Source organism: Fontibacillus panacisegetis, from assembly GCF_900102215.1.
Lineage (GTDB): Bacteria > Bacillota > Bacilli > Paenibacillales > Paenibacillaceae > Fontibacillus > Fontibacillus panacisegetis.
The window spans coordinates 199,844-212,305 of record NZ_FNBG01000003.1 but is presented as its reverse complement, the minus strand read 5'-3'; the positions used below and the strand labels follow the sequence as shown (position 1 = coordinate 212,305).

13 protein-coding genes and 1 pseudogene are annotated in these 12,462 nt (G+C 37.0%); 13 read left to right on the top strand and 1 reads right to left on the bottom strand.

Features of this window, described 5'->3' with window-relative positions; all coding sequences use genetic code 11:
- Nucleotides 1–255 precede the first annotated feature (255 nt).
- The 6 genes and pseudogenes from BLS49_RS05035 (at nt 256) to BLS49_RS05010 (ending at nt 6,382) form a co-directional block, all read left to right on the top strand.
- Nucleotides 256–2,037, top strand: a complete 1,782-nt coding sequence (locus BLS49_RS05035) for a hypothetical protein (RefSeq protein WP_091227229.1) — start codon at nt 256–258, stop codon at nt 2,035–2,037.
- 137 nt (nt 2,038–2,174) lie between these two features.
- Nucleotides 2,175–2,429, top strand: coding sequence for a hypothetical protein (locus tag BLS49_RS05030; RefSeq protein ID WP_091227227.1), 255 nt, complete (start codon nt 2,175–2,177; stop codon nt 2,427–2,429).
- Nucleotides 2,430–2,902: 473 nt separating this feature from the next.
- Complete coding sequence (locus BLS49_RS05025; RefSeq protein WP_091227226.1) at nt 2,903–3,829, top strand: ATP-binding protein; 927 nt, start codon at nt 2,903–2,905, stop codon at nt 3,827–3,829.
- 50 nt (nt 3,830–3,879) lie between these two features.
- Nucleotides 3,880–4,515, top strand: a complete 636-nt coding sequence (locus tag BLS49_RS05020; protein ID WP_091227225.1) for a hypothetical protein — start codon at nt 3,880–3,882, stop codon at nt 4,513–4,515.
- 201 nt (nt 4,516–4,716) lie between these two features.
- Nucleotides 4,717–5,052 (top strand): annotated as a pseudogene (tnpA, locus tag BLS49_RS05015) (IS200/IS605 family transposase); the annotation flags it as partial.
- Between the two features lie 484 nt (nt 5,053–5,536).
- A complete protein-coding gene (locus BLS49_RS05010; RefSeq protein WP_091227223.1) occupies nt 5,537–6,382 on the top strand; it encodes a MerR family transcriptional regulator in 846 nt (281 codons plus the stop codon).
- Between the two features lie 39 nt (nt 6,383–6,421).
- On the opposite strand, the gene BLS49_RS05005 is transcribed toward BLS49_RS05010, so the two are convergent.
- Nucleotides 6,422–6,682: a hypothetical protein gene (locus BLS49_RS05005; protein WP_425432111.1), complete on the bottom strand. Its 261-nt coding sequence runs from the start codon at nt 6,680–6,682 to the stop codon at nt 6,422–6,424.
- 325 nt (nt 6,683–7,007) lie between these two features.
- Here BLS49_RS05005 and BLS49_RS05000 point away from each other — a divergent pair, with 325 nt between their 5' ends.
- The 7 genes from BLS49_RS05000 to BLS49_RS04975 all read left to right on the top strand — a co-directional run bounded on the left by BLS49_RS05000 (nt 7,008) and on the right by BLS49_RS04975 (nt 12,423).
- Nucleotides 7,008–7,991 (top strand): MerR family transcriptional regulator, encoded by a 984-nt coding sequence (locus BLS49_RS05000; RefSeq protein WP_245742272.1) that lies wholly within the window; start codon nt 7,008–7,010, stop codon nt 7,989–7,991.
- The gene (locus BLS49_RS04995) at nt 7,978–8,595 is read left to right on the top strand and encodes a DUF6273 domain-containing protein (RefSeq protein WP_091227219.1); all 618 of its coding nucleotides are present in this window, start codon (nt 7,978–7,980) and stop codon (nt 8,593–8,595) included. Before BLS49_RS05000 ends, BLS49_RS04995 begins: the two co-directional genes overlap by 14 nt.
- Before the next feature lie 444 nt (nt 8,596–9,039).
- Complete coding sequence (locus tag BLS49_RS04990; RefSeq protein ID WP_091227218.1) at nt 9,040–9,732, top strand: hypothetical protein; 693 nt, start codon at nt 9,040–9,042, stop codon at nt 9,730–9,732.
- A gap of 18 nt (nt 9,733–9,750) precedes the next feature.
- A complete protein-coding gene (locus tag BLS49_RS04985) occupies nt 9,751–9,984 on the top strand; it encodes a hypothetical protein (RefSeq protein WP_091227216.1) in 234 nt (77 codons plus the stop codon).
- Entirely contained in the window at nt 9,974–10,234 is a 261-nt protein-coding gene (locus tag BLS49_RS24470) for a hypothetical protein (protein WP_139173100.1), read from the top strand. The genes BLS49_RS04985 and BLS49_RS24470 overlap by 11 nt, the downstream gene beginning before the upstream one ends.
- Nucleotides 10,235–10,396: 162 nt before the next feature.
- Nucleotides 10,397–11,122 carry a LytR/AlgR family response regulator transcription factor gene (locus BLS49_RS04980; RefSeq protein ID WP_139173099.1) on the top strand — a complete coding sequence of 242 codons (726 nt, stop codon included), beginning with the start codon at nt 10,397–10,399 and terminating at the stop codon, nt 11,120–11,122.
- Entirely contained in the window at nt 11,122–12,423 is a 1,302-nt protein-coding gene (locus BLS49_RS04975) for a sensor histidine kinase (protein ID WP_091227213.1), read from the top strand. The genes BLS49_RS04980 and BLS49_RS04975 overlap by 1 nt, the downstream gene beginning before the upstream one ends.
- Nucleotides 12,424–12,462: the final 39 nt, after the last annotated feature.

Below are 12,462 nucleotides of genomic sequence, written 5' to 3'. Positions count from 1 at the left end.
GTTCAAATGCTGGTTTTTATATTGGCCGTGCGGCAATTACAACCTATTCAAACGGTAACTATATTCCTTTTGATCGTTTGTCCGGGTATTATCGAAGTCAACAAAAGGCTGAACAATCTGTTGAGTTGTTCTGCAGGATTTAAATATTTTATTCTATGATGGCTACTACAAGATATAACTGTGGTGGTCATTTTTTACTTTATATCACTTTTTTGTTTTAAAGGGTTACATCTTCAAAAGGAGCATAAAATTAACTTGAAAGAATGGTGGAAGGTTATGCCAAAATATAATTTGGGGCAAAACGAAAAAACAAAATGTTTGCTAACGATGAACGAACTGTGTCAAGAAATAGCAGATGAGAATGAAACTGAAAACATGGAATCAAATTCTGTAGAAGCAATAAGAAATAAGTTTAAGAATTCTGATCAAAGTGGAATCATTAATAAATTAGAAAAATTGTTGTATTTTCATATTGAAGAATTTACGGATAAATATAGTCGTCTGAAATTTTTGAAATACTTATATAATATAGAGAAGAGAGGAATCAGTAAATCGAAGAGTAAATTATACAATAAAACCAGGGTTAGGATAATAGATATATTAAATAAACCTAGATTAGATAATATAAAAACAGATATAACGTCTAAAAGTGCTTATGGTAGTATTACTACAATGATGAAAAAAAATATTGCAATAGAACTTGCAGAGGATATCCAAAAATCAAAACAAGTCTATTTTGAGCACTTAAATTCATACTGGGATCAAATAGTCACAAAGTTATTTGATTATGTTATGACTGATAGGGCATTGTGTGATCCCGCTACTGCATTGAAGGAATTAGAGAGAATAAGAGTCTTTCTAGAAACCAGAGTGTTAAGTAGGCTCCCAAATAAAAGTCTAAAACTTCCTTACAAAGAGTCCGCTTTTGAAATATTTTATAATATACTTTTGTCTCATGAAGTACTCTGTAATGATGCAGATCGTGTAAATATTAATTATAAAATATCTTTGGATGATCCACCAACAAAACAGTACAGTGAGATTTTTAAAAAATATGAAGAAAAGTTTGTAGTAACAAGTGAAAAAATACCCGAAATACTTAAAAAGATTTGTATTAAGGGACCTATTGAAGATAGCGATATTGACATAATAAAAAAAATGATGACAGGAAAAACGTTATTAGATGCGGTTGATGTGAAAAATCTAAAATTTGCATTTAAATACGTTGAGACCCTACTAGGGTGGTTTGAAAATGTCAAGAAAATTGATTTTTCAGAGGGATACAATTTTTCTATTTTTACCACTGCAATACAAGAATTGATATCTGTTAATGCAAACAAAGAAATATTTGTGAATGATTTTTACGGCAATAAGTATACAGCAAAATCAATGATATCTGCATTAAAAAATGGAGAGGAAGTAGAAGCGGTAATTAAACAAGCCTGGATTAATAAATTAGAAAACAGATATGCATCTAATTTAGGTGTTCATGAACTTATCAGAGCAAAACGATCAGTTGAGAATGTAATTTTTGAAATAAAGAAAAAGCTGTTTATCTATCAAAATATGGAGGATCTCCAAGTTGCTAATGAAATGATTACTTATTTTGTATCTAGAAGTTTAATAAGTAGAGATGTGGCTATGGACATAGGTGCAAAATTTGGAGAACTCATCAATAAAAATTGTAGTGAGTATAGATTTATTATTTGTGATAGAGGAATTAATGTTTTAAATATGTTCCGAGAATTTTTACTTTATGAGAAGACTATGGAAGAAGTAGTTGATGATATTAGCGATATGATTCGCGATTTTGAGTCTGAACAAGCCGTCAATGATTACAGTTTTATTGTTGCAAGAGAAATGTTTTACACATTCGAAATACAATTAAGTAATACTCATGAAAAAAGATTTCTTTTTAATTTTATTGTTAATCGAAAAGACAAGGTACTAGAGGGATTGAATTTTATGGAAATGATCAGTGGTGAAGAGTCACAGGAAAAAATAGAGATAGGTCTTGGAAAGTTCATGCTTGGTTGAAGTTTTGGAGGGACTCTCAGAAGAAAAATGAGAGTTCTTTTTTTATACGTGTTACTTACATACGATTAGTCTCTCAAATGATATTTTAATACTACGCCTGCTAATCAAACTATAAAAACGAGAGCGAGGAAGTAATAATGGGAAAATTAAAACGAAACAAAGAAATAATAGCACAGGTTAATCAAAGACTGAAGGATTTTCAGATTGATGATCAGTTGTTGTTTGAACCTATTGAAAATGCCTTCAAGAGCAGACCGAAGTATGGAGTTTATAAGGATGGAACACGGAGATTTTCCGCCTTTTTATGGCATCTGAATACGCTAGATGGAAGTGTTTTAGCTGTTGAAATTGACTCAATAATCAATAAAGCGAGAAAACATTTCAAGATATAAATAGCGACCTATAAATTGTCACAAATAATACTTATTTTCTGATTACAGGCTGAAAAGAGTTATGATAAAGATTCTGTTTTTCTATGTCAACTAAATAAAGGTAGTCGTGGATTAGTACTTGATAGATAAGTATTTCTATTGTATTCAACGTTCATGTTAGTTCTATAAAGAGAGAGAAGACCGGACAATCTGGTCTTCCTTTCTGTTATATATTGATCTAAAAAAATTTGGATTTGTACGAAGAGCCGTGGCAACTAATACATGAATTGATATGTTGTTTATGAAATATATGTATCATAATTATAATTAAATTGTAAGTAATTTTGGGGCAAAGAAAGTTTATAATAACTTTTTTTCAGTCAGTGATTTACGTATCTTGTAACATCAAAAATTTGTATAATATATATTAAAAGAGTTTTAAAAGGAACTAAAATGAATCCCTCTCAAAATATTAAGAAGAAGGAAAGGTAACTATGAAAGCCATAAGCCTAAGCTCATATGCTGACGCATACAAGTCATTAAAAGAAGATCAATTTAACAGATACCTTAACTATTTTGGAATTACGGTTAAGAAACAAGAATGCATTGATGTTCAAGACATGATTTTGGAAATTCTTGATTGTGATATTCGAACTGTTCAAATGAGCGAATTCTATATGGGCTACACCATCCCCCAGATTTCCAAAGAGTTTGATCTCTTGCGGTTTGGGACTAACTTCACGCTTAACATTGAAGTGAAAAACAACAGCCAACCAAATCGGGTTCAAAAGCAACTATCTCAAAACAAATACTACTTACGCGCATTAGGTTATGAAGTGAAATCATTCTCATATATTGCAAAGACGAATGAGTTTTATAGATTAGATGATTCTGAAAATCTCATAAAGTCTACTATAGACGACTTGGTTAATGTCATCAAAACTCAAAAGCCAAAAGTCATAACTGAGATAGATGCACTATTCAAGCCAAGTGAATATCTTGTTTCCCCACTTAACTCGACGGCGAAATTTATTGGTGGAAATTACTTTCTCAACGGTAACCAACTAACCGTTAGGGATGAAATCATCAAGATTATTAATCAAAATAAATTACCGTTTGTTGCGATTGAAGGGAAACCAGGTACGGGCAAATCACTCTTGGCTTATGACATTGCTAAATATTACATAGAAAATGGATGGAATGTTGCCATTTTTCATTGTGGAATGTTATCAGAAGGACATGAGATACTGAGTAGAAAAAATGGATGGAATATATTCGCTGCAAAGGATATAGATACTGCAATAGCGAGTCAGAACTTCGACTTGATAGTGGTTGACGAAACCCAACGAAAGAAGATCGAATTGTGGAGATTCAAGAATTCGGAATGTTTAATAAAAAGAAGTAAGAGATTTTTAGAGTGAGTTAATTAATTATTGGATGGGACAGTCAATAAGTTTGTGTGGGAGGTACTATGAAGAAATCTACATTAGGTATTATAATTTTGGTATTTTTGGCTCTAGCGGGCTGCTCACAATCTACTAATACAGAAGATTATATTCTGACTCCAGCAACATCAGCAGAAGAATTATTAATTGGTCTGTCTAATTTACAATTTTCAATCCAAGGGGATCAGATTGGTAAAAGTGATTACGCTTCCATGGAGGACTTCGGACAATCTTTCGTCAATCTGTATACCGGGGCGGTTGCAGAGCAGCAAACGGTATCATTTGAAAATTACATAGCGAACGAAAATTTACTTACGTTCACCAATAAAATGTTGGCATTAGAACAACAACAGGAATTGAAGGGCGGCATTGGGGTTATTTTCGGCATGGAGAATAAGTTTAAGGAAGTTGAGATCAACAAGCTTGATGATAATCTTTACTATTTGCATATAACTTTTACCAAAGAGGGGTCCGGGATGAGCTGCAAGCTGTTGGTTCAGTCTGTCAACAAGTCATTAAAAATAGTAGATTTGTATTTTGGCAACAAAGATGGTGTAGATACGATAGCAACAGGTCATCCGAGTGAAAGAAAGCTTGATAACCCTAAATTATGGGACGATCAGGAATGGGTTGATGCTGTAATGGAGAAGCTTAAGCAATAACATGGAAAAGCACTTTAACTCTTCTGATAACTTAGAGGGGAAGCGACTAGCTTCCTCTTATTATGGCTTAAGCCAGTTGAGCTCGCGAAGCGTGCGAAACAAAAAACCACCTGATGCGGGTGGAGGGATCAAGGGTTTGACCACTAAGACCAAGCCGATAGAATTGAGATGTTCAGGCGGGGTTGAAAGGAATGGTCTTAGATGGCAAACAAGAACTACAGTTTAGCGCACACCAAGTGGATGTGCAAATACCACATTGTATTCACCCCGAAGTATAGACGGAAAGAGATCTATAATCAAGTGAGGAAAGACTTGATCGAAATCGTCAAACGTTTATGTAAATACAAGGGAGTGGAGATATTAGAAGGTCACATGATGCCAGATCATGTACATATGTTAGTAGCAATTCCTCCAAAAATCTCAGTATCCTCATTTATGGGATATCTGAAGGGAAAAAGCGCACTGATGATATTCGAGAAGCATGCGAATTTGAAGTATAAGTATGGCAATCGAAAATTTTGGGCGGAGGGATACTATGGGCCTTATATATTAGGAAAACAAACTGCCTTTGGTATTGCGGCGGTCAGATTGCCGCCGCAGGGGTATTGACTTCAATGTACTCCGCTACTCTGTGGTACTCGTCAGCGAACTTAAACCATAAAAAGCCCCTCGGCGGTTGGGCTTACCCGCAGAGAGGCTTGTATTATTTTTGTGGAAGTGGCCGCGTTTTTATGCTATGCTATGCTATCGTTAAAGGCGCATTGAGGTCGGGACGGCAACTTACATACTTTTTCAAAGTATGTAACCCACTATGACACTTTCCCGCTGCGCGGGCAAAGTGCCGTGGGCGCTGCCGCGGGCTTAGGGCGAACTCATGAGTTGGTTACGAAACGTATACGAAAAAATTTGTCCGCTAATGAAAATTTTAAAAATACTTATTGACTCTTGGGTTACCCAAAGGCGTAGTCTATTAACAGACGACAGGGGTGCACACCTGTAAAGTCTGTTGGGAGATGATATTTTGTTCAGAATTGGTGAGTTTTCAAAGCTATGTGGCTTATCGGCAGACACGCTATATCATTATGAAAAACTTAAAATTCTTGTGCCAAAGACAGTTGATAAATTCACCAGCTATCGTTACTACGATGCTTCACAACTGGTAACTGTCAACAAAATATTGGCATTAAAGGACGCTGGTTTTTCATTAGAAGAAATCGCCGATGTTTTGAATAAGGGCATTTCGGTGCCAATGTTAATTGAAATGCTTGAAAACAAAGCCGTGCTTCTTGAAACCACCTTGTCCAATGAATACAACAGGCTTGAACGTCTCCATACAAATATCTTTTTAATAAAGAATGGAGGCATAGCGCAAATGAATGAAATAAGCATAAAAAAGGTTGAGCCGATTCTTGTTGCATCAGTCCGCAAGGTTTTTGCTAAAAAGGGTTTCGATGAAAACTTAGAAAAAATGTGGCCGACAGTCAATGAGTACATTGACAAAAAAGGTGTTAAACGAACAATCCCCTGCCTTATGCTTTACCACTCCGGATGGTGGAATTTGGAGCAGTGGAATGTCATGTACGATGAGCAGAATCTTGATGTTGAGGTAGCCGAACCTGTTACTAAACCCTTTGAGGGCAACGGTGAGGTAAATGTTTATGAGCTTCCAAGAGTTGAAAAAATGGCCTGTATTGTTCACAATGGCCCATTCTCAACTATCAGTAAAACGTGCGATACGCTCTTTGAATGGATGAAGCAGAACAACTATCTTGCTGATGGCCCAATCAGAGAAATCTACCATAAAGGTGAATGGGCTACAAATAATCCCGATGAATATATTACCGAAATGCAGATACCAATTAAGTAATAAAAACGGATACCTTGTCATGGGGTATCCGTTTCTCCGTTATTGATTAACCGCCACAGGCAAGACGGCTCTGGTAGGCTCATTTTTCGGCAAGTGGCTAACTGGAACAAATACGCCTTTTTGAATATCCTCGGCTCGCAGGGTGTTCTTTTTCATGTCCATCTCAGCCTTTTTCGCAGCCTTGATTTTGTCCTCATATTCTTTTTGCTTGCCGTTAGCCTTGCGGCGCAGATAGTTCTGATGAAGCCTGTCCTTGCGCTCCTCACGTTTGCGTAGTTCCTCTTGTTCTTCCGGGGTCAAGGTCACTTCCCCGGATTTATAACAGCTTGTAGCAATAATAATAGCTATGATAATAATATATCCTTTAAGATTGTTAATTCCTATATGAAAACAATTATGAACATGCTCATATTATTATTTGAAAAGTTATTATAAGTTCAAATATAAAACGGACGTGTTATCTAACACCATTGGAATACGGCCTGATTATGGGGTATCTCTTTGGTTTACCGTGCGTTTTATAAAACGCATTTTTTTGGTTACTCTGTTGACTTTAACGTCGCGTTAACCTGTATATTTATACTCTGAAGGAGGGATAGTCATCGAACTGCAAACGATTAGTCAAGTGTCAAAGCAGTTTTCAATCTCAACCCGTACACTTAGGTATTACGAGCAAATCGGCTTGATTACTCCTACGAAAAAGGAAGATTCTACATATCGCGCATACGACGCCGAAACCATCACACGTCTGCGTCAGATTATCGTTCTGCGTAAACTGCGGATACCGCTGAAACAGATTGCCGAGGTTCTGCAAAGCTCGGAAGCGCGCGTTGCAATCGAAGCCTTTGAGCGTAACCTTGCGGATATTGAGGACGAAATCACTGCGCTCTCCACTATTCGCAGCGTCATCAAAGCCTTTGTCGAATATCTAAATCTCAGAGGAGCGAAATTCGCGCTACCTGACGACGCAAGTTTACTGGAGGTTGTGGATTCCTTGACTGTCTCTAAAATCAACTTCAAGGAGGAAAAGTCAATGGAAGAAATAAACAAGGCAAATGAAAATTTAAACAAACTGAAGGACGAAGATGTGCGGATTGTATATCTGCCGCCCATGACTGTGGCTGCTGCTTACGCAACGGGAGAAGGCTGCGAAGGTAAAGCGATTGACATGATTACGCAATTTGTAGTAGAAAGCGGATTGCTAGATATCAAACCCGACGCCCGAAGTTTTGGTTTTGACTGCTCTAAGGGGGCAGCAGTACTCGGAGAACCTTCGCATGTATATGAAGTGTGGGTGTCGATTCCCGACGACATAGAGATACCCGCGCCTTTAGTAAAACGAACTTTTGACGGTGGGTTATATGCCGCACATGTGTTGAGGACGTGGGACTTTCAGGACTGGCGTTTATTAAGAGAATGGGTTGACGCAAGCGACAAATATGATAATGATTTGGATTCCCCACGCTGGATATCTCCGGAAACAGTGGCGGGGCAAGGATTTGAAGAAACGTTGAACTTTTATAATTTTATACATAAAGGAAGTAAAATGGAAGATTTACAGCTTGATTTATTGTTTCCCATTAAGGAGAAAGCAGATGGAAGATATTAAAATCGACTCATCATTATCATTCGGCGGTTATCATTGGCGTGTGCTTGACATAAGGAACAATACGGCTTTGATTATAACTGAAAATATTATAGAACAACGCGCTTACCATGATGCTTATAAAGATATAACATGGGCTGACTGCGCGTTAAGAAAATATCTTAATGGTGAATTTTATGACAATTTCAATGCAACTGATCAATCAAGAATAATGCCGGTAATAAATAAAAATCCTGACAATCCGTGGTATGGTTCAAAAGGCGGAACAGATACGCAAGACAGTGTGTTTTTATTAAGCATTGAGGAAGTAGTTTGCAAATATTTCGGTGATAGCAGTTCAAAACTGTATAACCGAGGAAAAAATCAAAAATATTGGTTTGAAAGAAAAGACGAAAACAACAGTAAGCGAATAGCTAGACTTGAGGCAAATAAAGGGGGGATTATTTGGTGGTGGTGGCTTCGGTCGCCCGGCCGCGTTAATGTAAAGGCCGTGTACATCCACGGTGACGGTAATATAGGTATCCAAGGCAACAATATATTGAAAGGCAACATCAGCGATGGCAAATGTACAGGCGGTGTCCGTCCCGCTTTGTGGCTAAAGCTGTAATTTGAATCATGTCTAATAAGCAAAGCATAAAGCAGGACTTAATACGGCACAACGCCGTGATTAACCGGATTAGATACGCTCCCCCCATAGGACAAGGCTATTATGGCTTTGTCCTTATTTTTATGCTCGAACTAATTCATATACTTATTAACTATCCGTATGCAGCATGCCTCTGGATTCGATTTCTCATGGTTTTATTCTCAGATTTCCTTTAAGTTTTACCCAAAAAATACATCAATTTTGATACCCTCCCGTTTCGTATAAATATTTAATGTATTCTATAATTGGAATAATCGGAACCATATTTTTGCATTGAGCCAAGCAAAGGAGGGGGATATTAATGAACTATATTAGAGCGCAATGAGAATGCCATAACACATAGAACGTGTCTTGAGCTTCGCAGAACTAACGAGATTACTGAATGATTTACTAAAAGGTGGTACTATGGAGAAATTTACGATAAGTATTGCAGTATTGGTTTTTGTGGTCGTTGTGGGCTGCTCTCAGAAGGAAGATTCACAGAAGGACAATAATCCAACAAAAGAATCTATGTCTAATATAGAAGCTTCTGTTGAATTGCCAGAGCAATCAGAAGCAGAGAGATTAAGTGAACTGGTTAATAAACAGTTTGCAATCCAAGGGGATCAGATTAGTAAAAATGATTACGCTTCCATGGAGGACTTCGGAAAAGCCTTCATCAATCTGTATACCGGAGCGGTTGCAGAGCAGGAAGCTGTATCCTTTGAACACTACATCGCGAATGAAAATCTGCTTACCTTCACCAATAAAATGTTGGCATTAGAACAACAGCAGGAATTGAAGGGCGGCATTGGGGTCATTTTCGGTATGGACAATGAGTTTAAGGAAGTTGAGCTCAACAAGCTTGAGGACAATCTTTACTATGTGAATTTAACTTTTACGAATCAGGGGTCCGGGATGAACTGCAAGCTGTTGGTTCAGTCTGTCAACAAGTCATTAAAAATAGTAGATTTGTATTTTGGAAACAAAGATGGTGTAGATACAATAGCAACAGGTCACCCGAGTGAAAGAAAGCTCGACAACCCTAATTTATGGGACGATCCGAAGTGGGTGGATGCTGTCATGGAGAAGCTTGAAAAATATGAAGCCTTGAGCTGAATTATAAGGATTACCAGATTGATTAGCCCTTACCAGACGGAAAAATACAGCAGTGACAAAACAACCAGCTCGGAGCTGCTTCATGTAACGCTCTCAAAAGCTTCGAATGGCGAACTAAAGCTGATTAGCTGCTATGAACCATATGAAAGCGTAACATTGGGACTAATAGATCAGCTATTTCAGGATGCCAATTTGTTTAGAGCGGACACAGATACGCTTTTAGATAAGTATATTAAGGATTTTGAAGAGTAATCCGGGGAATTCGAATAAAGGGCCTTATGGAACGTTAAAGACGTTGTCATATGCCAACGCATTTTTAGGTGATATTGTTCAAGGCCATAACGGAACTATATGGAGACATTCTACGGTGGTCACCAAGTTTGAAAATAGCAAGGTTTATGTAACAGGCAGAACCGGAGACGGAGCCTACAATGACAATCAATTAGCCACAACGATCTATGGCACTCAAAGACTCATTTATTTAGAGGGAAATTATAATTAACTATCTGAAGCAGCAAAATAATAGCAAAGTAAGGCACTTTAACCCGCCAGTTAAAGTGCTTTTCTTTTTTTGCAACAATCTATCACAAGCTCTATATTTGGCAAATAATAGATTTCATATGATACAATTGGTATAATATCCAAGCCAAGGCGGGTGAGCACCGTGTTACGCATTGCCATATGTGATGATGAGAAGCATGTTTGTGCGCAAGTGGAAAGTATACTATTAAATTTAAACAAGGGCCTCCCGAGAAAAATAGAAGTTGAGGTGTTTTATTCCGGTGAAGCTCTCATTCAGTTTCTTTCCGACGGAGCGTATTTTGATATGATTTTCCTGGATATAGAGCTTCACATGCTGAATGGGGTAGAGGTAGGTCGAAAAATCAGAGATGAATTGAATAATGAAAACATACAAATTGTTTATATCTCGGGTAAAGACAGCTACGCGATGGAGCTATTCGAGATCCGGCCGCTGAATTTTTTGATCAAACCGCTGCAGCAAGAAAAAATAGAGGCTGTGGTCCGAAAGGCCATTGATTTAGTAGATCGGGGAAATCATTTTTTTGAATATAAATCAGGGCGTACCAACAATAAAATTCCGATCAAAGATATTTTATATTTTGAAAGTAAAGGCAAAAAGGTGAAGCTGGTGCTGCAGGATCAATATCATGAGTTTTATAGCAAGCTTCTGGAGATTGAGCAGCAGCTCCACCATCAGGATTTTATTATCATACATAAATCGTATTTGGTTAATTATTATCATGTCATTGAGTACCAATATGATTATGTCAAAATGTCCGATCAAACGATCTTGCCGATCAGCCAGCAGCACAGAAAGGGTGTTCGTGATCGACTTTTACAGCGTAGGCGAGAGGGTGCCAATTGCTAATGGATGTCTACGATATCGTATATTTGCTGTCTAATATTTTTGGGACTTATACCATTTATAAGTTTATGAGCATTTTTTTTGAACGCAATGAGCTAAATCCAAAGCTTGAACTGATCGCCTATATATCATATTTTCTCGTCATTGGGTCAATACATATCATCTTTTCTGTTCCGATCCTTAATATGTTATCGAATTTCATCTTATTTTTCCTGATTACCGCACTGTATTCTAGTTCTCTTAAGTTACGGGTTACGGCTGTAGTTTACATCTATGCGATTTTGATATCCGTTGAAACCATTACGATCATCATGTTTTCTTTACTGGACTTGAACAAGCATGCTTATTCTATCGATGTAGATTTAATTTTATCTTTGATTGTAAGCAAAATTCTGTCCTACACAGTCGTATTAGTCATCTCCAATTTCAAAATGCTGAAAACCGGCATTGAAATCAGTCCGCTGCACTGGTTTGCTGTTGTGGGCATCCCTTTTGGCACACTGTTTTCTACCTTTATGTTAATGACAGAGAGCAATAACGATAACCTCATCCAGCTATTCATTAGTATTACAATCCTATTTTTGATCAATTTTTTTGTGTTTTATTTATATGATGTTCTGATCCAATCTTATCAGGAAAAAATGGAAAGAAATCTATTCAAGCAACAAAACAATGCTTATATGAAGCAATTGAAAATCATAACTGAATCCCAGGAAAACATAAAAATCATTCGCCATGATATCAAGCTGCATATTTCAACACTTCAAGGCTTGATTGAAAAGGGCAATAACGACGTTGCATTGGATTACATACAAAATATATATCATCTTGCCAGTTTTACGAATGAATACGCCAAATCGAACAATACCGAGCTGGACAGCATATTGAACTATAAAATATATGAGGCTCAGAAGCTGGGGATCGAGATCAAATTGCATTTAAATGTTCCTGAGCAATTCAATTTTCGATCGATTGACATTGTCATCATTGTCGGCAATCTGCTTGATAACGCTATAGAAGCAACCTCAAAACTACAAGAAAAAGAGAACATTGAGCTGTCGATTGATTTCAGTAGAAATGTTCTTTATATCAGATTGATTAATTCATATAGCGGAGATCTCATTATTGAAGATCATAAAATAAAAACGACCCATGCAGATAAGGAAAATCACGGACTGGGCCTGCAAAGTGTACAAAAATCATTAGCAAAATACAATGGTTCAATAAACCTGGACTATACCGGGGAACGATTTTGTGTGGATGTGCTCCTTTATAATCCTGTGAATGTTAATTTTACCCAATAAATATATGAATTTTACCATCTCAACGCACGAGATTTATTT